Genomic DNA, 19,491 nt, shown 5'->3' on the forward strand with positions numbered 1-19,491 from the left:
TCCAGAATCGAAAAGAGCCCCCTGCTCTCGTCAGCCGCTACGGCGACGAGCAGGAGGAAGATCCGTGCAACTGCCATGAGCCACTTCGGCCGCCATTCCCACGGTCTCGCCCAAGGTCGGATGGGGATGAATGGTTTTGCCGATATCCACAGCGTCGGCCCCCATCTCGATCGCCAGGCACACTTCACTGATCAGGTCGCCCGCACCTGGTCCGACAATGCCGCCACCGACAACTCGACGAGTGTCGGTGTCGAATAACAGCTTGGTGAATCCTTCGTCTCGACCATTGGCAATCGCACGACCGGAAGCTGCCCACGGAAAAACGCCGACCTCGAGGCTGATGCCTTTTTCCTGTGCTTCTTGTTGAGTCAGACCGGCCCAGGCGACTTCAGGGTTGGTGTAGGCCACCCCCGGAATCTGTACGGCATCAAACGTGCTACGCGCCAGTTCAGAGTTGTTGGAGGCCTCGCCAGCAGCCACTTCGGCGGCAACGTGCCCCTCGTGCACGGCTTTGTGGGCGAGCATGGGCTGTCCGACGATGTCGCCGATGGCGAAGATGTGCGGCACGTTGGTGCGCATTTGTTTGTCGACGGGAATGAATCCACGCTCATTCACACCGACCCCGGCGTTATGAGCATCGATCTGGTCGCCATTGGGTCTACGGCCCACGGCCACCAGCACAAAGTCATAGCACTGAGGCTCGGAAGGCGCCTGCTGCCCTTCAAAGGTCACCCAAATGCCCTGCTCGGTGGCTTCGGCTTTCACCGTTCGGGTCTTCAACATCACGTTGTCGAAACGCTGCCGATTCTTCTTTTCCCACACCTTGACCAGATCACGATCAGGCCCTTGCATAAGGCCGTCGAGCATCTCCACCACATCGATGCGCGAGCCAAGCGCGGAATAGACTGTCGCCATTTCCAGCCCGATTATTCCGCCACCTACTACCAGCATGCGTTTGGGCACCGCGCTGAGTTCCAGTGCGCCTGTGGAGTCGACAATGCGAGGGTCGCGGGGCATGAACGGCAACTTGACCGCCTGGCTGCCTGCCGCGATGACGCAGCGATTGAAACGAACGACTTTCGTCTCTCGTGTCGGCGTCCGACCGGGCCCGGTGCACAGTGAAACTTCCATATGGTGAGCATCGAGAAATCGGCCTACGCCGCGCACCACATCGACCTTGCGCGCCTTGGCCATACCTGCCAGCCCGCCGGTCAATTTTCGGACCACTGACTCTTTGTGGGCTCGCAGTTTGTCCACATCGATCTGAGCGCTTGCGAAGTCGATACCCAGTGGCGCCAGGTGCGGCACCTCCTCCATCACCGAAGCGATATGCAGCAAGGCTTTGGAGGGAATACAGCCAACGTTCAGACACACGCCGCCAAGGGATTCGTAACGTTCGACCAGAAGCGTTTTTTGGCCTAGGTCCGCTGCGCGAAAGGCAGCCGAGTAGCCACCGGGGCCGCCGCCGAGCACCAGCACCTCGCATTCCAGATCCGCAGGCTTGCCCGCTTGATTTAGCAGACTCATGGGCTCTCTCCTCACAGTGTGATCCGACGGAAATCAGCCAACAGAGCCGCCAGGTGCTGGAGGAATCGTGCTGCAGCGGCGCCATCCACCACGCGGTGATCCCATGAAAGCGCCATTGGCAGAATCAGGCGTGGCGTAAAGCCGTTGCCATCCCAGACCGGGCTCATCTGCGCGCGCGTCACGCCCAGGATTGCTACTTCGGGCGCGTTGATAATGGGGGTAAAACCGGTACCGCCAATACCGCCCAGGCTTGAAACAGTGAACGTCCCGCCGGACATCTCGGCAGGTCCCAACTTTCCGTCCCTGGCCCTTGTTGCCAACTCGGCACATTCAGTGGCTATCTGGCCTATACCTTTTTGATCAGCATCGCGAATGACCGGCACCACCAGCCCGTTGGGGGTATCGGCGGCAAAGCCGATATGGAAATACTGCTTGAGGATCAGAATCGGTTCGCCGTCTTCGTTGCCCAGCGAACTGTTGAACTGCGGGAAGGCTTTGAGCGTGGCGACCGCAGCCTTGATCAGAAACGCGAGCAAGGTGTACTTGATCGCCTCCTTGCCGCCTTCCTTGTTCAGTTGAACGCGAAAGGCTTCAAGCTCAGTAATGTCCGCTTGTTCGTTGTTGGTAACGTGGGGAATCATCACCCAATTGCGTGAAAGGTTGGCGCCGGAAATCTTCTTGATCCGCGACAGGGCGACCTTTTCGACGGCACCGAACCGGGTGAAATCAATGTCCGGCCAAGGCAGCAGATTGAGGCCACCTGAGTGATCGGAGCGCGACGTCGGGCTATCAAGACGAAGCAGCGCGTCTTTGACGAAACGCTCGACATCCTCGCGAAGGAGTCGCCCGTTCTTGCCGGTGGCCGTGACCCTTGCAATGTCCACACCCAGTGTGCGAGCGTAACCACGCACAGATGGGCTGGCGTGGGGTTTGACACCGGACGCCTGCACAGCGGTTGCCGGAGTGGCTGCCTGTACTGCAGGGGCTACGGGGGCTACTGGAATCGGTGCGACATTATCTGGCAGCTCTGCTTGTTCAGGAACAATCACGTCACCCTGAACGGCCGGTGTTTCAGTCGCTGCCATCTGCAGCGTGATGATTGCGCTGCCCCTCGAGACGCGATCGCCCACCTTGACGATCACCGACGCTACGGTGCCCGCTGCAGAGCTCGGCACATCCATTGATGCCTTGTCCGACTCAAGTGTCAACAATGGGTCATCGAACGCCACTGTATCGCCGGGTTTAACGAGCACATCGATGACCGGAAGGTCTTTGAAGTCCCCGATGTCAGGGACATGAATCTCTCTGATTTCACTCATGACTTACCATCACTAGAAAGAGATCCGTTCCACCTTCATGAAACGGATGAGGTGCTCATTGAATGTCTGCAAGGCGATAAGCCCTCAGCGCTTCCACGGCGCCGTGCGGTCAGCGTCCAGGTCGTACCGCGTGATGGCCTCGGCCAGCACGTGACGCGGTAATGTGCCGTCGCGGACCAGACCGTCCAGGGCTGCCAGGACAATCTGATGACGATCGATTTCAAAGAAGTTGCGCAACGCAGCGCGGGTATCGCTTCGGCCAAAACCGTCGGTGCCAAGCACAATGAAGCGTGCGTCGACGTAACTGGCGATGAGTTGTGGCCAGGCACGCACGTAATCCGAAGCGGCAATGACGGGGGCGTCCCCGGCCAGAGAGGCGCAAAGATGGCTGACGTGTTCAGGTTCGCCAGGATTTAGTCGGTTGTGCCGCTCGACGTCCCGGGCTTCGCGCGCCAGTTCGCTGAAACTGGTGACGCTCCATACCTCGCTCGAGATGTGCCAGTCAGTGGCAAGTAACTCGGATGCGGCGATCACCTCGCGCAGAATGGTCCCGGAGCCCAACAATCGGACCGAGCCCACCGGCGCCTCCGCTTCGCCCACGGCATAGCGATACATGCCGCGAATGACCTGATCTTCGACCCCGGATGGCAACGAAGGCTGGGCGTAGTTTTCGTTCATGACGGTGACGTAATAGAACTCATCGACATCGCGTTCCATCATTTGGCGCATGCCGTGATCCACGATCACTGCGAGCTCTCCCGCAAAAGCCGGGTCGTAGGCTCGACAGTTGGGCACCGTGGCAGCCACGACATGGCTGCTGCCATCCTGGTGCTGCAAGCCTTCACCCCCCAGGGTGGTTCGTCCTGCTGTGGCGCCCAGCAAAAAGCCCCTTGCTCGCTGGTCAGCCGCAGCCCAGATCAAATCCCCAACCCGCTGAAAACCAAACATCGAGTAGTAGATGTAGAACGGCAGCATCGGCTTGCCATGAACACTGTATGAGGTCGCTGCGGCCACCCAGGAAGAAATCGCTCCCGCTTCTGTAATGCCTTCTTCCAGAAGTTGCCCGTCGCGGGCTTCCCGGTAATACAGCATCGAGCCCGCGTCTTCTGGCTCGTACAGTTGCCCGTGTGGTGAATAGATACCGATCTGGCGGAACAGGTTAGCCATGCCGAAGGTGCGCGCTTCGTCCGCGACAATCGGCACGATCCGCGGCCCCAGTTCTTTATCTTTCAGCAGGCCACCCAGCATTCGCACCACTGCCATTGTGGTGGACATTTCCTTGCCGTCGGCCTCAAATGCAAAACGTGCGTAATCACTCATGGCAGGGATTGCGATGTGCTCGTCGCCTTTGCGCCGCGCGGGCATGTAACCACCCAGCGCTGTCCTGCGCTCGCGCATATAACGCATCTCCTGGCTGTCATCAGCCGGGCGGTAAAAACGCAGTTGCGCGACGTCTTCATCAGAGAGCGGCAGCGCGAAGCGATCGCGAAAGGCTTTGAGTGCATCGATGTCCAGTTTTTTTGCCTGATGCGAGGTCATCCGCGACTCACCGGCACCGCCCATGCCGTAACCTTTTTTGGTTTTCGCCAGAATCACGGTTGGCTGGCCCTTGTGCGCCTTGGCCGCGGCAAATGCGGCGTAGAGCTTGCGAAAATCGTGACCGCCACGCTTCAGGGCGTCGATCTCGGCATCAGACATGTGTGAAACCAGCGCCTGAATCTCCGGGTCTTGCTGGAAGAAATGCAGCAGGTTGTAAGCGCCGTCTTTGGACCCAAGAGTTTGGTACTGCCCGTCTACGGTCTGAGCGAAACGTTGCAGCAGGGCATTGCTGGTGTCCCGTGCGAACAAGGGGTCCCAGTCCGAGCCCCAAATGACCTTGACCACATTCCACCCGGCGCCGGTGAACAGCGCCTCAAGTTCCTGAATCACCTGGCCATTGCCGCGCACCGGGCCATCCAGGCGTTGCAAGTTGCAATTGACGATGAAGGTCAGGTTATCGAGCTTTTCTCGCGCTGCCAGGGTAAGCCCTGCTATGGATTCGGGCTCATCCATCTCGCCATCACCAAACACGCCCCATACATGACGATCGGCGGTATCGGACAGTTGGCGATGTTCGAGGTAGCGCATATAACGCGCCTGATAAACCGCACTGATCGGACCGATGCCCATGGAGCCCGTCGGGAACTGCCAGAAGTCAGGCATTAACCAAGGGTGCGGATAGGAACTCAGACCGTTGCCGCCCACTTCTTGCCGATAATTGGCCAGTTGCTCTTCGGACAGCCTTCCCTCCAGAAATGCTCGTGCATAAACGCCTGGCGCCGAATGCGGTTGGTAAAACACCAGATCCCCACCGTGCTGTTCATCGGCTGCGCGAAAGAAGTGGTTAAAACCCATCTCGAAGATTTCGGCGGCCGATGCGTAGCTTGCGATATGCCCACCCAGGTCCCCGTACGCCTGGTTCGCGCGCACCACCATGGCCAGTGCATTCCAACGAATAATTGAAGTGAGCCGTTCCTCGACGGCAAGGTCCCCTGGGTAGGGCCCCTGCCTTTCAATCGGAATTGTGTTCCGGTAGGCCGAGTACGGGTGCACATGCGAGGTGATGCCAAGTGCTCTTGCGTGTTGCTCTAACTGTTTCAGCAGAAACTGGCCCCGCGCGGAACCTCCCTCGCGAACGACGGCTTCCAGCGACTCTAGCCATTCCTGCGTTTCATCTTGATCGATATCCAATGGCGCAATGGACTTCGCGATCAATGTTTCATTAAGCGAACTCATGCTGGCTCCCCTCTTATTGTTATCGGGTTAGCGATAAATCGATTGAATATGACGCCGCACCCAGTTTTAAAACTTGCAAACTTCATTCTGAACAAGTGAAGTGCTCCGACACAAAAACGGTTCTGCGGCCATTGATAAGCGCAAAGGCATCACGCATGGATGTTATGCAACGCACTTTGGATTACTTACCCAGTCACCGAAATATCATGGCGGGATAACCACACGCGCTAACTTGCTGTGCGAAAGTCGCCAACCGCTGCAGTCAGCGCGCTCCCCACCCGGTCCAGCCCGAGAGCCGATGTCTCCAGCAAACCACTGGTAGCCGTGCTTTGCTCTGCGACGGTTTGGACTCGCTCCATGCTTTCTCCCACTTGCTCAGCCATCGCGCTCTGCTGTTCTGTCGCCGCGGCGCTTTGCTGAGTCATTTGCTCAACCGTCGACATTGCTGCGGCGATTTCATGCAGGGAATGGGAAGCCTGGGCGGCAAGCAGCACGCTTTCACTGGTCAATGTCTGACTGCCGCGCAGGCGAACTGCTGCCTGCTCCGCTACGGCCTGCAACTGCTGAATGATTGCGGCGATATCGTCAGTGGAGGCTTGTGTGCGCCGAGCAAGGTTGCGTACCTCGTCTGCGACCACAGCGAAGCCCCGACCGTTTTCCCCAGCTCGCGCTGCTTCGATGGCAGCGTTCAGTGCCAACAGATTCGTCTGGTTAGCCAACGCGCTGATCACATCGAGCACTTGTCCAATGGATGCACTCTCGCTGAGTAACAGGCCCATTGCCTCGGAACACCCGCCCATTTCCCGTGCCATATGGTCAATCTTGGCGGTGGCCTGGAGCACCAGTTGCTCACCTTTGCGCGCCTGATCGTTGGCCTGTTCGACTACGCTGCGGGTTCGACTGGTATTGCGCGCGACGTCTTGCGCTGTCGCCGCCATCTGTTGCATGGCGGTGGCGGCCGATTCGGTTTCCTGACGTTGCGAGTCAACACCCAGGCGAGTCTGCTCCGTCACCCGCCCCAGACTGCTGGCGGCTGCGTTCAGCTCCCCTACTCCAAAGCCAATCCGGCCAATGAGTCCTCGGAGACTGTCGAGCATGATTCCCACGCTGCCAAGCAATTGGCCGAGTTCATCGCGTCGCCCCGCAGCATCGACCTGTGCGCTCAGATCACCCGACGCCACACGCCTGGTCAGCTCCACAGCTTGACGCAAGGGTTGCAGTATCGAGTGACGAATCGCCACGCTGGCGCCGATACCGAGGCTAAGAGCCAATATCACTATCCCCTCAAGCCACCGGGACACGTTCTGGCTCATCGACTCCGTTGCTCGCAGTTGCGCGTTGCGTGCTGCACCGAGCAACGCGCTCACTTTATCCGCCGCGCTGTCCATCGCAGCCTGGCTGTCAGTCGTTTGCACACGGCTGGTGGCGTAACCGTTGAAGGCCGTGCGGTACTCATCCAGTGCCACCCGGGCTTGAGTCAGCGACTCACGCTCCGCCCCCTCGAGCCGCAGCTCAAGGTTTTCCATGTACGAGCGCAGTTCGATGACCCGCGCCTCCCAGGCGTCATGAACCTCCTGATTACCTTGCACGGTGAAGTAGAGTTCGCTGTCACGCAGATTGGCCAGCTTGTCTCGCAACGTTGAAGCCTGCTCCAGCTGCAGCATGCGTACCGAGTCGGCGGGCTGCGCTCGGGCGGTCAGGATGTTGAGGGATTCGAGCTGGTCGAGCATGACAACCGTAAACCGCTCGCCCACCACCTGTGCCAGTTGTTGCATCTGCAAGCGTGCCTGTCGAGCATCGCGTTGAGCTTGGGCGTACTGTTCAAACTGAACGAGATACATCCTGGCACCGTCGGTGGAGCGGTCGTCATCACTGGGTTTCTGAGCGTTTGACAATGACAAGACAAGCTCGCTGACAAGCGCTTTCACCTTGTTTGCCTCATCCTCAGCCAACTCCAGGCCAAACGCCTTGACCGCCACTTGCGCCTGGAGCATCAGCGACTCGACCTGCGCCACCTCATTCACGCTTTGGGTACCAGCGTCCTGCGCATTGAAGGCATAGAACGCTGTCGCAGCCACTGCCATGGTCGACAGCAAAACCAGTCCAAAGCCCAATGAAAGCTTGCGGCCAACGGACAGGTTGCCGAGCACGCGGGTCATCACCCCACTAACCCTTGGCAAATAGAGGAAGGTATCGCGCAGATCGTCAAGCAGTCGTGTAGGCAGCGTTGGAGGCTGGACATAGGCAGTCTTCTTGTTGTTTTTTGAAGTGCGACAGCTGCGTCGCTGGACGTCTAAAGCCTATCTCGTCTGCGTGCGGCGCGACCAATGGCCAATACCGCTGAGCGCTAGCTGAAATCCTGATAGCTGGACCTTACATGAGCCGTCGCCTTGCACAAACGGCTCTTGGGGCCGAGCGGCCTGACGCAACCCACATCACACGCAGGAAGCGGCTAATCCTTTTTGAAAGGCTGCGTACTCTCTGCGGACGAACGCCTCGAAACCCGTCGCAGACCGACCCAGGAGAAAGCACAGCACGTTGGAGTTGCCCACGAAATCGTGGTTGCTGTAATGGGTAGCGATCGCCATATTCATGCGCAGCATGTGCTGGAATGCATCAGGACCGAGATCGCCAAAACGCTGGCGGACGAATGCCTCGACATCGAAGCGGTCGACTTCGATTTTCCGGCCGGTGATCTTGGACGCCACTGCGGCGATGTCGTATGCAGTGAAGCGGTCGGGCCCGACCAATTCATAGGTTGCAGCCGCATGACAGTTGCGATCACTGAGCACCTGAACCGCCACGTCAGTGACATCTTCCAGATCCACCATCGACTGTCGCCTTTCCAGCGACCAGGCCAAGCGGAACACGCCTTCTTCAAACACGGCCTTCAGTCGCGAAGGCAGCATGTAATTGGCAGGCTGTAAAATCGTGTATTCCAGGCCCGAGCACAGCAGATGCTCTTCGATATCGCGCTTGGTCTCATGCTGGATCAGGTCGCTGGCGATCGAATGAAGCACTGAGCTGAACACGAAATGGCCCACGCCTTGGGCTTTGGCAGCGTCAATCATGGCGAAGCCCATGGCGCGTTCGTCTCGATGCAGCGTCGGCCCGATGTGGTAGACGCTGCTCACGCCTTTCATGGCTTGAGCGATGAAGGCCGGATCCGCGAGATCACCGACCAGAACCTCCTGTACGCCGAGCGCTCGCAGTTGCACCGCCGATGTTTGCGATCGTACGCAGCCCCTTACACGAGCGCCTGTTGCGAGTAATTTGGGCAGCAGTCGCTTGCCCTGGTTGCCGTTAGCCGAGGTAATAAGGATCAACGGATTCATCTCCGGAATGAACGTGCTGCGTCTACCGGGACCGCGCGCTGTGGTCTCGGGGCGGGGATGTGCGCCTGCTCGTTTTGAGCGCGGCGCACGCTCATCTCAACTGACTTTGAGGGGGAGCTGCAGATAGGAAGCGCGTTCGCCGCCGGTGTGAATCACATGCTCGCCACTGTTGGCACCGGTGTACTCAGCGATGCCCGGCATCATGGTGCCCATCAGGTTTCTTGAGCTAATGACAAAGCGCAACTGTTCGCCTGGATAAAACACGATGCCGAGTGGCAGCAGGTCAATCTCGACGTCGACAACTTCTCCGGCCGCAAGCTTCTCCCAACGGTCGAAGCTGTGGGCTGGCACATCCTGGGTTGAAAGGCTCTGGTCCAGATGCCGTGCCGACACACGCAGGCGCCCGTCGGAGCCCTTGTAGCGAAGAATGGTCGCGCCATGATCGGTCAGATCATGAACTCTGGCGCTGTGGTTAGGCGTGGTGAATTGCTGCAAAGGCGTGCCAAAGGCATCGAGCTTTTGCACGAGAACGAACAGGTCCATGTCGTCAGCGCCCTTGGCCTCGACCCATAGGTGCGCCTTGGGGTATCCGATCAGTTCGGTCTTTTTGTCGAAGCGGGTGATGAAAGAGACCGCATTGGGATTGTTCGCCACGCTATAAGCGGCAGGAACATCGCCACTCGGAGGCTGCGTCGTCAGCATTCGGGACTGGCCATCGAGGTAGAATCTGGTCGACACCACGCCTTGCGGTGGAAACTGATCTGCCGGAACGTTGACCTGATCGCCACCTTTGAAGTCATGCACCGCGTACCGAACACGCGGGGTTTGCTCCCAGTCGTTGGCCTCGCCTTTGAGATAGCGATCAAAGAAGCGCCGCAGGTCCTCGACGTTCGCTTCGTCGTAGTAATCCGGCCACTCCTGGGTGTTATGGATGCGCAGCCATTTGTCCTGCGAGGCAATCCGCCGCCAGGCGCGGAACGTACCGGCAGTGTGCAGCGTGTTAGAGTAACTGGCGACGATATAAGCCGGCACGTTGATTCGCGAGAAGTCCGGGATCTTGTTTTCCCACAACGGGTTCATCAGCGGATAGCGTTCGGCCTCGCCGAGAATGTCTTCCTTTTTGTTTTTGCCGAAGAAACTGCCGTTCTGCAGCAGCCCGGCAAATGCTAAGTCAGGCATACCGCCGCGCAGGACCAGGTCGCGGTAAACATCGCTCACGCCTTCCCACGGGTTAATGGCCTTCAGGGCCTCGGGCTGTTCGGCGGCGGCAAACCACTGCGAAACGGCCAGGTAGGAGGTGCCACTCATGCCAACATTGCCACTGCACCATGGCTGCTCGGCCAGCCAATTGATGAGGTCGTGTGAGTCGCGGCCATCCTGGCGATCCCAGAGCACACTGTCGCCTTCGGAATCGACGCAGCCACGAATGTCCGGGTTGCAGATGGCATAGCCGTGAGCACACCAGTAGGCCGGGTCCGGGGCCTCGAACTTGGCCAGCCCGGAAACAATATTGTTATTCAGACCAACCAGTCCAAATACCCCCATGACGCTGACAGAGGTGCCCTGCCCCTTGCCGTACGGACTCCAGGCCACAATGACCGGCACCTTTTCACTGCCGACCGGGCGAAACACATCGACGTAGATCGTCACACCGTCACGCAACTGCACGGCCACGTCTTTCTCAAATACGATGTCGACGGGAATCGGGCGGAATTGAGGCGCGATCTGAAAACCCTTCTCCAGAATTCGAGTGCCCGGTTCAAATGCAGTCAATAGACCTGTTCTGGCGGGCGGCAATGGCTGGGACGGCACGTACAGCTTTTGGTTATCACTCATGCTGAGGTCTCTTGTTTGCCCCGGTTAACACCGGGCTGACGTGAATGTGTTGTCGATCAGGCATCAGAAGAACAACGTGAAACTGGCTTGCAGATTGAGTGCGTCCTTTACATCAGGACTGAACGCCGGGTGTTCGACATAGCTCACCCCTGCGCGCACATAAGTACCGGCGGCGACACGCATGTTGTAGGCGAGCGTGGTGGATTTCGAATCGTCGGCGTTCGAGACATGGAAGGCATCGAGCCGTTTATTGGCGTCGTCGCTGTAGCTGGTGTAGCCGTACTCCAGCATCAACATGTCAAAGGGACGCGAATCGAGCGGGCCTTTGGCGAACACGCGGAAACCGTAATAGAGGTCAAACAGATTGCGATCTTCAGGGGCAGTCATCCAGGTGAACCCGGCATACAGGCCGCGCGAGGCAATCGCACTGTCGAACTGATAGAACTGGTAGTCGCCCAGCGCGTAGCCCGCGTAGTTGTCATGGCTGCGTTCACTACTCAGGAACTGGGTATAGTCGGACGTGTTGTAGATATAACCTGCGCGCAACCAGGCGTAGGGAGAACCCGGGGTCGCTGCGCGTTTGTACCCGAGCTCGTCGATATACAGGGCCCCAGCGTGCTTGACGTTGAGATCAAGCTCACCCAGATGGCGATCGATTTCCGGCCTCATACCATCGGGGCTGATACTACGCTGCACACCAAACTTGTTATAGAAGTTGCCAAGGTTCAGCGTCACGTTTGCCGCCGGGCTTGAAACAGGCGCATGGCTCAACCCCACCTGAAAGGGGATGACTGCCTGTAACCCCTGGGTCCCGCCCACCAGCGTGCCACCTGTGAATGGCCCGATGAATTCAAGATCGTTGGGCAGCACGCCAATCTTGAATTCGACGGTTTTATCCCATAGGCTCTGGTAGTAAGCGATACGGGTAAAACTGAACTTCGAGGAAGGGTTCACTTCATCCCAGCTGGAGTAGTAACTGCCCACCCCAAAGATGAATTGCCCGTTTTCAATGCCGACATGCCCCAGATCGTAGGTGAAGCCCGCGAGCAAATTCGACGAATACGTAGGTCGCTCGCCGCTGTAGGCCTGAGGCTTATGCCGATCATGATCCAGGTAGTTGTTGGCAAACGTGGTCATATTGAGGATGTTGAAACCGATCCCGTGCTCAGCCAGGTCACTGCGTATGCCATCCACGTCGCCAAGAATGCTTTCCGAGGGCGGCGGCAATTCGGTCAATTGGCCGTGCTCAACCAGTGAATCGATTTTTGCGAACTGCTTCTTGCGCTCGATGATGTGGCCGAGCAACTGGCTGTCGGGCAGCATTCTTTTTGCAGCCTTGGGATCGACTGCCGGTGAAGGCTGTTTGAGTTCTGGTGCCACCTGCCCGGCTGAGTTCTGGTCAACGGTCGTGGTCTCTGCATGTGCGGTCACAGCGTGCGCTGCCAAGACTGCAAGGGACACCGCCAGTGTGTTTCGCACAAATCCAGGTGCACACCTACGGAGTCGGTTCTTCCCGTTTGGATAGGGCCGCATACTGCTTCCTTTTATTCTTGTTTTCAGATCCAACTGGCGCGTCAAAGGCAGCCAAACGCAGGCGCGAGAAAGTCGCACTCCTTCATCGAGCAAAGGCCTCTGCGCAATGAACTGTGCGGGTGGTGCTAGGTCAGGTTAGTCGGCTCCAGTGTTGGCGAACGTTTCGAGGAAGTGTCCGGAAAGCACAGCAAGCCAAATGCGACCAGTGGAAGTAATGGAAACAGCGTCAATCCCAGGCTGTACGAGCCACTTTTATCGAACACCACCCCCAATACGATCGGTCCTACGATTGCCCCCAGCAGAGTGACCGAGAACGCACTGCCAAAAATCCTCGCGTATGCCAACCGACCGAAACGACGTGCAATGAGATAACCCAGAATGTCGATTTCTGCGCCTTGGGTCGCCCCGATCAGAAAACTGGCCACCAACGCCCAGTTCAACCCGTCGGCCAACATCAGAAAACCGATCAGTTGACACGTCAGGAAAATACCGGCAACCGTGCGGGTGTGGAGATGATCCAGCAACGCCCCGCCGAGCAGTCGCCCCACCAGTGAGCCGGCAGAGCCAGCCGCGACGATGGCGGCAATCCGGGCGGGTGATGCTCCCCAATCCGACAGCATTGCAGGCAAGTGAAAACTGGCGCCGACAGCACCGAAAAGCACTAGGACAAAGGCCATTGAGTACAGCCAGAACGCCCGCGTTGCGATGGCGCTCTTGAGGGTAAAACCGTCCTGGCCAAGCGGGGTTGTATCGCCACGACGTTCAGCCTCCGGAATGGGCCCCTTGTTATCGCGCACGAACACCGCGAGATTGACCAGGCCGATGACCAGAGCAATCCCCCCACCGATAAGGAACGCTTCCCGCCAGCCGTGCAGCGCGATGTTCTGCGAAACCAGATAGGAAAACCCGCCTGTACCGACCGCAAGGCCCGACGAAGTAATGGCAAACGCAAGCCCAAGGTGTTTGTCGAACCAGCGTTGGGTCAAAAACAGGAAAGCCGGATAACTCGCCAGGTTCCCCAATGCGACGCTCAGACCGGTGATCGCAAGAAAGGCGCCGAACGAATGTGTCAGGGACAGGCACATATAGCTGCCACAGCCCAATACGGTGCCCACCAGCGCCACCCGACGTGCCCCAAAACGGTCGACCAGGTAGCCCGCAATCGGCATCACCAAGGCGTTACAGATGGCGGCAGTCGAAAGGATGACGGAGAACTCAGTCCGCGACCAACCAAACTCGCCCGCCACCGACTTCATGAACAGGCCTAGCGGAATCAGCAGAATGGCGGGCGGAGCGATACTCATCCCAAGAAAGCATCCAACGAGAACTGACCAGCGTTTCATGTCTGAGTCCTTATTATTGTTGTGACAATCAAATGGGCTTCTGGCCACGCGGCCTCGGCTTTATGTCAGCCTACGTCGGCTCGAAAATTATATCAACACATGTTGAGATAATTCACGATGCGCGATCACTCCCGCAGCAAGTGACGCTTCCTGAACTCGCTTTACAGGGGGTTAGAGTGATATTCGGCGCGTATTCCACGCATCTCGGAGAGATGCCTCGGCACTGCTGAATGCAGGGCATCCGGCCAATGGGGAGCACTGTCAGGACGAGGAGCCGGCGGCTTGGGATTTCCGGATTGCCGGCGTTGGGTGCGATGAATAAAGCGACAGGCGCCGCGTCCGGGTGCGACAGCTCTGAAGAAATGGAGGCTTCTAATGTTATCCCGTTTTTTGCAGCGAACTCAGGATGGTCCGCAGTTCCTGGGCGAATGTCGATGGGTCCGAAACGAACGAAATGTGGTGTCCTGAAACCTCAACGTATTCGCATCCCAACAGCTTGGACATTTCGCGTGCAGTTCTGACATAGAAGCCTGCCCGCTTTTTTTTCCGGCGCACATGACGATTGGCACACCATCAGTGCGCAGCTTGGTGATATCAGGGGTGTAGTCATTCAGGTTGTTGAATTCATGCTTGAAGAAATGATCGGAGTTGCCACCCTGGTCAGGAGGTGCCGGCAGGTTGGGATCTACTCCCTAAAACGAGCTGACGAACACCGCCATGGCTGGACCTGCACCTTTCTCCAGAAATGTCGAATAAACGTCGTCGAAGAAGGCGCGCTGCTCCTGGGCATCGGGGAGAATATTGGTTAAAGGAGGGTCGTGCGCAACAAGCGCGCTGACCATCTGCGGGAAAGACTCGGTCAACTTGATCGCAATGTTGGCCCCACCGCTATTACCAAAGACGAGCGCTTTACCACCTTGGGCCTCGATTAACGCAGCGGCGTCCCTGGCATGCTGCTCCAGCGTAATATCGGCGTCAGGTTCACCCGTGCTGCGAAAGCTGGCGCGGCGGTCGTAGCGCAGAACGGTGTAGTCACTGGATAGGATTTTTGAAAGCGCCGCATAGCGTGAGCTGTCTCCATTCCCGCCGACGATCAGCACCAGCAAGGGGCCTCGCCCTTCGAGGCAGCAGGCGATCTCGGCGCCTTCGTTATGTAGCCACAGGTCGTCAGTCATCGATCTGCTCCATGGGTCGGATTAAATGTGCAACGCCCAGCGCTTAACCGCGAATCGCAACGATGTATGACCAAACACAACATAATAGACACTATCGTCATTACGACAGTGTTGGAAAATGTGAGAACGTCATTACCCCGAGAAACAAGCGCGGCATTCGGGCTGCCCCTGAATGCCTAGATCACCGCCCTTCTGGCGACCTGCAGAAACGCGCGCACCGCACCGTTGGTTTCGTCCACACGGCTGATCAGCAACAAGTCCGCCCGCGGTTGCACATCATCAAGCGTGCGGTAAATCAGCCCCGGAATAGCCACCTGCATGAGCGGGGTCGGCACCAGCGCCACACCCAGGCCAGAGGCGACGAACGCCATCACGCTCAAAGTGCTGTCGGTACGCAGCACTTTGGGTTCACGCCCTAATGCCACGCGCAGTCCGGCGAGCATGTGTTCATCCGCGCCATGGGCGGCATAAACGATCAACGACTCGCTCCCCAGCATTGGCACGTTTAAAGGGTGTCGATCCGCCAATGGATGGTCTTCGGGCATCGCCACCACCAACGGCCAGGTGCCGATGGTTTCGAACATCAACGAGCTATCCATCTGCTGCCCGCCATGGCTGGGCGCATAGCCCAGGTCCAGCTGGCCTTTCTGGATGGCGTCGACCTGCAGGTGCGGCGCGAACTCCTTGAGGATGACCTCGGCGTCGGGATGAGCGGCACGGAACGCACGGACGTCTGCCATCAAGCGGCCGCTGAATACTGCGTTGCCGGCAAAGCCTATGCGCAAGCTGCCCATGTCGCCGCGCAGGGACCGCTGTACCACGCGCTGGGCGTGGGCCGCCTGATCCAGGGTGCGCTGGGCCTCGGCACGCAGGAGTTCGCCGGCCCCGGTCAGTTCCACTCGACGGCTGGTGCGCACGAACAACGCCCCGCCCAGCTCCTCCTCCAGCGCCTTAATTTGCATGCTCAGCGCCGATTGAACGATATGCAGACGCTCGGCGGCACGGCCGAAATGCCCCTCCTCAGCCACGGCCAGGAAGTAGCGCAGGTGACGTAAATCCATGGCAGTCCAGCCTTCAGTTTTCATGATCGATCGTTCATATCAATCTATTTGAAGTTGCCTGTCCAGAGGCGGAAGCTGATCCCGACACTTCATCCGCCACCAAGGACACCCGATGCAAACTTACCTGGAAGACCGTCTCCAGATCACCGACCTGATCACAGGCTGGATTCACCGCGATCTGGGCCAATGGGAGCAACTGGCCGACCTGGCTCACCCCGACGGCACGATCGAAATCACCTGGTTCGAAGGCCCCTTCGCCGAGTTCGTCGATGGCTCCAAGCGCATGGGCCAGTCGGATCTGCGCACCAAGCACCTGATCGGCACTCCGGTTGTGCGCTTCAACGGCAACAAAGCCATTGTCGAAACCAACGCTGTGATTGTCGGCGAGAACGTCAAGCTGGGCCTTGGCTGCAGCGTGCATAACCGCTTCTATGACCTTGCCGAGAAACGCAACGGTGTGTGGAAGCTGGTGCGGCGCCAAAGCATTTACGACATGGGCAGTTTCACCTTCCCACAGGGGCTGGTGGACATCGACCGCGAGACGGTCGCGCGCTACCCCCGTGAATACGCCCCCCTGGCCTACGTGCTGGATAAAAGTGGCTTTCCGTTGAGCCGTGTGTTCGCGACCAAGGGCAGCGAGCTGGAGCAACAGATGCGCGCCGACGCCGATGCCTGGCTGATGGGCTGACACCGAGAGGCCACTAACTTACAGGAGTACGTCAAGCCGCCTGACGCCTTGCATCACAACCCGAACATGCAACTACCGAAAATAATTACAACAGAGGTATTCGCTCGTGAACCATCCACTCGATATCTGCGCAGTGGTTGAAAGAAGCCGCCTGGGCTCGTTTCAGCTGCTGGTACTGATTCAATGTTTTCTCTGCATGGTCGTCGACGGTTTCGACATTCAGGCCATGGCCTATGCGGCGCCGGCCCTGATCGCCGACTGGGGCATTGCCAAGGCGAGCCTGGGCCCGGTGTTCAGCATCAGCATGCTGGGCATGCTCATCGGCTCGCTGGCGCTGGGCTCGGTCGCCGACAAAGTAGGCCGTCGACCGGTGCTCGTGGTCGCGGCGCTGGCCATGGCACTACTCATGTTCTTCACCGCACGGACTTCCAGCGTCGAGCAGCTTCTGGCGTTGCGCTTCTTCACCGGCATCGCCATGGGCGCCATCGTGCCCAACATCGCAACCTTGGTGACTGAATATGCCCCTCGCCACAATCGCGTGATGCTGCTGACCCTGGTGTCCTCAGGAATGGTGGTCGGCGGGCTGGTTGGCGGCGCCATCGCAGCGGCCGCCATTCCCCATTTCGGTTGGCAATCGGTGTTCTACCTCGGTGCCATCGCCCCCTTGGCCATCGGCCTGTTCATGCTGGTTGCGCTGCCGGAATCCTTGCAGTGGTGCGTGCTGCGCGGCCGTCATTTACCGCGCGTGAGGACAATCCTCAAGCGCATTGAGCCAGGCCTTGAAATCAGCGACCAGACGCTGCTGGTCATCCAAGAGCCCGCAGAAAAGGCCTTTCCATCAGCCACCTGTTCAGCGAAGGCAGGGCCGTCGGCACAGCGCTGCTGTGGCTCATCAACTTCATGAACATGCTCTGTGTCTATCTGCTGGCCTCGTGGATCCCAGTGTTGATGAGCGGTGCCGGGCATACACCGTCGCAGGCCGTGCTGGCCGGCACCGCGATGTGGTTGGGCGGTCTGGCAGGTGGCTGGCTGCTGGGCTGGTGCGTGGATCGGCGAGGTTTTGGTGCCGTGCTGGCGCCCACCTTCATCGTCTCGGCTGTCGCGATCGTGCTGTTCAGCCTCTGCTACACGGCCATCAACCTGGCCTACCTGACCGTCGCCATCGCCGGGTTCGGCATCCTCGGCGGCCAAGCCGCACTCAATGCCATGACCGCCACCTATTACCCCACCGCCCTGCGCGCAACCGGCACAGGCTGGACACTGGGCATCGGGCGGCTGGGCGGCATCTGCGGGCCATTCATTGGCGCCACGCTGCTGCATTTCCAGTGGTCGACCAGTGACCTGCTGGTGGCCGCCGCGATCCCGGCTGGCATCGCGGCCCTGGGGATCATCGGCTTCTGGCGCATCAAGCCCGCGATACCTCTACCCATCGCTCACTGAACCGCCCCTTGCCAGCGGATGGCACCCCATAACAACAAGAGACATTTTCATGAAGAACATCGACGTCAAAGCGTTTGGTGCGGTTCTGCTCGCCCTGACAACAGGCCAATGCCTGGCTGGGGCGCCCGCAGATGTGGGAGAAGGCACGGTATTTCGCAGCGTGTTCGGTGATGCCCTGGAGCGCGATTACGGCATCACGGTTTCCGGGCTGCTGGATGCCGGTTTCTCGCGTAACAACAACTCGTCGCAGAAGGACCGCAACTCCGGGCAGACCAATACCCCGGTCGCAGGCCTGGCCGATGAGAATTTCGAGCTGGCGACCCTGCACCTGTTCATCGACAAGGCGCTGAAAACCAATTTCATCCCGCGCCTGACGCCCTTGCCTGGTCCCGCGCCGACCGAGGCCTCGTTCGGTTTTACTCTGGAAGCGGCCTACGGTCGCAATGCCCAGCAGGCACGCACTTACGGTTGGGACATGCACCTGGGCATCAACTCCCCTGGCGACGATGACCCCGACAAGGCCCGCCGCGACAAACAGAACTTCCTCGCCATTCCCAACTTCGCAGGCACGGCCTACCTGCCCTGGGCCGGAGGCCTCACGGTCATGGCGGGTGTGTTCGGCTCAGGTCTGGGCTATGAAATTCCGCCCAACATTCGCCTCGCCCGCAACCCATTCGCCAGCCGCTCCTACGCATTCATGACTGAATCCGGCGCGGTGTCGGGCGTCACGTTTGGCAAGCGGCTGATCAGCAATGACAGCATGTTGTTGGGCGCCGAACTGGGCATCATTCAAGGGCAAGGCAACCTGCGCGACAACAACGACAGCAAAGGCGTGACCGGGGCCTTGCGCTGGCGCACGCCGGACATGAACACCTGGATCGACTACGAATTTCTGGTCGGGGACTCGCAGAACGACAACCGCAGTGACATCCAGACGCCCAGGGGCCGCGTGATCGCCAACGACGGCCAGTTCAAGCAGCAGCACTCGCTCAATGGCTGGCATCGCATAGATGACAAATGGTCGATTGGCGGCGAAATGCTTTATGGGCATCAGGATGGCGACGGCAAAGCCACCACCGTGGACATCGTCACCGGCCCAGGCTTCGACGACGCCCATTGGTGGGGGGCCAACGTGGTGCTGACCTACAAGCAGCGCAAGGACTTGTCGCTCTCGGTACGCGCGGAGCATTTCGATGATCCGGACGGCTACATCCTGTTCCCCTCCTCCACAGCGCGCGGCGCGTTCAACGCGGTAACGGCGGGCGTGCGCTACGACGTCAACAAGTACCTGACGTTGCGCCCGGAGCTGCGCTACGACTGGTTTGACGGCCAGGACAGCGCCCGCCCGTTCGGTGCCGGCGACGCACGCAATCAACTGACGGGGACGGTTGAAGCACTGGTGTATTTCTGAGCCAGAGCGCGGCTCGATCCAGCAATGGCCACTGGATCATCGCCCTTC

Annotated in this window: 14 protein-coding genes and 1 pseudogene; 4 read left to right on the forward strand and 11 right to left on the reverse strand. The window is 59.0% G+C overall.

All coding sequences use genetic code 11. The features are described from left to right. Window positions 1–30: 30 nt before the first annotated feature. From lpdA to AC07V9_RS04235, 11 genes and pseudogenes are all read right to left on the reverse strand, one after another. Window positions 31–1,527 (reverse strand): dihydrolipoyl dehydrogenase, encoded by a 1,497-nt coding sequence (gene lpdA, locus AC07V9_RS04185; protein ID WP_495014432.1) that lies wholly within the window; start codon window positions 1,525–1,527, stop codon window positions 31–33. An 11-nt stretch (window positions 1,528–1,538) separates the two neighbouring features. Continuing rightward, window positions 1,539–2,846, reverse strand: coding sequence for a dihydrolipoyllysine-residue acetyltransferase (gene aceF, locus AC07V9_RS04190; RefSeq protein ID WP_495014433.1), 1,308 nt, complete (start codon window positions 2,844–2,846; stop codon window positions 1,539–1,541). A gap of 84 nt (window positions 2,847–2,930) precedes the next feature. Further along, entirely contained in the window at window positions 2,931–5,621 is a 2,691-nt protein-coding gene (mdeB, locus tag AC07V9_RS04195) for an alpha-ketoglutarate dehydrogenase (protein ID WP_495014434.1), read from the reverse strand. Window positions 5,622–5,848: 227 nt separating this feature from the next. Next, window positions 5,849–6,718, reverse strand: a complete 870-nt coding sequence (locus tag AC07V9_RS04200) for a methyl-accepting chemotaxis protein (protein ID WP_495014577.1) — start codon at window positions 6,716–6,718, stop codon at window positions 5,849–5,851. Continuing rightward, window positions 6,713–7,780 (reverse strand): annotated as a pseudogene (locus AC07V9_RS04205) (HAMP domain-containing protein); the annotation flags it as partial. The gene AC07V9_RS04200 and the pseudogene AC07V9_RS04205, both read right to left, overlap by 6 nt. A 276-nt stretch (window positions 7,781–8,056) precedes the next feature. After that, on the reverse strand, window positions 8,057–8,956 hold the full coding sequence (locus AC07V9_RS04210; protein WP_495014435.1) for an SDR family oxidoreductase: 900 nt from the start codon (window positions 8,954–8,956) through the stop codon (window positions 8,057–8,059). A gap of 96 nt (window positions 8,957–9,052) precedes the next feature. After that, window positions 9,053–10,792: a CocE/NonD family hydrolase gene (locus tag AC07V9_RS04215; RefSeq protein WP_495014436.1), complete on the reverse strand. Its 1,740-nt coding sequence runs from the start codon at window positions 10,790–10,792 to the stop codon at window positions 9,053–9,055. A 63-nt stretch (window positions 10,793–10,855) separates the two neighbouring features. Continuing rightward, window positions 10,856–12,325, reverse strand: a complete 1,470-nt coding sequence (locus AC07V9_RS04220) for a carbohydrate porin (RefSeq protein ID WP_495014437.1) — start codon at window positions 12,323–12,325, stop codon at window positions 10,856–10,858. A gap of 125 nt (window positions 12,326–12,450) precedes the next feature. Then, window positions 12,451–13,716, reverse strand: a complete 1,266-nt coding sequence (locus AC07V9_RS04225; protein ID WP_495014438.1) for an MFS transporter — start codon at window positions 13,714–13,716, stop codon at window positions 12,451–12,453. A gap of 644 nt (window positions 13,717–14,360) precedes the next feature. Beyond that, window positions 14,361–14,843: an alpha/beta fold hydrolase gene (locus AC07V9_RS04230; protein WP_495014439.1), complete on the reverse strand. Its 483-nt coding sequence runs from the start codon at window positions 14,841–14,843 to the stop codon at window positions 14,361–14,363. A gap of 176 nt (window positions 14,844–15,019) precedes the next feature. Further along, window positions 15,020–15,928, reverse strand: a complete 909-nt coding sequence (locus AC07V9_RS04235; RefSeq protein WP_495014440.1) for a LysR substrate-binding domain-containing protein — start codon at window positions 15,926–15,928, stop codon at window positions 15,020–15,022. An 88-nt stretch (window positions 15,929–16,016) separates the two neighbouring features. On the opposite strand from AC07V9_RS04235, the gene AC07V9_RS04240 reads away from it, so the two are divergent. The 4 genes from AC07V9_RS04240 (at window position 16,017) to AC07V9_RS04255 (ending at window position 19,443) form a co-directional block, all read left to right on the forward strand. After that, the gene (locus AC07V9_RS04240; RefSeq protein WP_495014441.1) at window positions 16,017–16,592 is read left to right on the forward strand and encodes a nuclear transport factor 2 family protein; all 576 of its coding nucleotides are present in this window, start codon (window positions 16,017–16,019) and stop codon (window positions 16,590–16,592) included. Window positions 16,593–16,698: 106 nt separating this feature from the next. After that, complete coding sequence (locus tag AC07V9_RS04245) at window positions 16,699–17,496, forward strand: MFS transporter (RefSeq protein ID WP_495014442.1); 798 nt, start codon at window positions 16,699–16,701, stop codon at window positions 17,494–17,496. Continuing rightward, the gene (locus AC07V9_RS04250; RefSeq protein WP_495014443.1) at window positions 17,493–18,032 is read left to right on the forward strand and encodes an MFS transporter; all 540 of its coding nucleotides are present in this window, start codon (window positions 17,493–17,495) and stop codon (window positions 18,030–18,032) included. Before AC07V9_RS04245 ends, AC07V9_RS04250 begins: the two co-directional genes overlap by 4 nt. Before the next feature lie 49 nt (window positions 18,033–18,081). Then, entirely contained in the window at window positions 18,082–19,443 is a 1,362-nt protein-coding gene (locus tag AC07V9_RS04255; RefSeq protein WP_495014444.1) for an outer membrane beta-barrel protein, read from the forward strand. Window positions 19,444–19,491: the final 48 nt, after the last annotated feature.

The organism is Pseudomonas sp. GW821-FHT02A11 (genome assembly GCF_059421985.1).

What these genes read in the sequence shown, in the direction of transcription:
- lpdA (WP_495014432.1), bottom strand. Translation starts at nt 1,527, where the DNA reads ATGAGTCTGCTAAATCAAGCGGGCAAGCCTGCGGATCTGGAATGCGAG.
- aceF (WP_495014433.1), bottom strand. Translation starts at nt 2,846, where the DNA reads ATGAGTGAAATCAGAGAGATTCATGTCCCTGACATCGGGGACTTCAAA.
- mdeB (WP_495014434.1), bottom strand. Translation starts at nt 5,621, where the DNA reads ATGAGTTCGCTTAATGAAACATTGATCGCGAAGTCCATTGCGCCATTG.
- AC07V9_RS04200 (WP_495014577.1), bottom strand. Translation starts at nt 6,718, where the DNA reads ATGCTCGACAGTCTCCGAGGACTCATTGGCCGGATTGGCTTTGGAGTA.
- AC07V9_RS04210 (WP_495014435.1), bottom strand. Translation starts at nt 8,956, where the DNA reads ATGAATCCGTTGATCCTTATTACCTCGGCTAACGGCAACCAGGGCAAG.
- AC07V9_RS04215 (WP_495014436.1), bottom strand. Translation starts at nt 10,792, where the DNA reads ATGAGTGATAACCAAAAGCTGTACGTGCCGTCCCAGCCATTGCCGCCC.
- AC07V9_RS04220 (WP_495014437.1), bottom strand. Translation starts at nt 12,325, where the DNA reads ATGCGGCCCTATCCAAACGGGAAGAACCGACTCCGTAGGTGTGCACCT.
- AC07V9_RS04230 (WP_495014439.1), bottom strand. Translation starts at nt 14,843, where the DNA reads ATGACTGACGACCTGTGGCTACATAACGAAGGCGCCGAGATCGCCTGC.
- AC07V9_RS04235 (WP_495014440.1), bottom strand. Translation starts at nt 15,928, where the DNA reads ATGAAAACTGAAGGCTGGACTGCCATGGATTTACGTCACCTGCGCTAC.
- AC07V9_RS04240 (WP_495014441.1), top strand. Translation starts at nt 16,017, where the DNA reads ATGCAAACTTACCTGGAAGACCGTCTCCAGATCACCGACCTGATCACA.
- AC07V9_RS04250 (WP_495014443.1), top strand. Translation starts at nt 17,493, where the DNA reads ATGAACATGCTCTGTGTCTATCTGCTGGCCTCGTGGATCCCAGTGTTG.
- AC07V9_RS04255 (WP_495014444.1), top strand. Translation starts at nt 18,082, where the DNA reads ATGAAGAACATCGACGTCAAAGCGTTTGGTGCGGTTCTGCTCGCCCTG.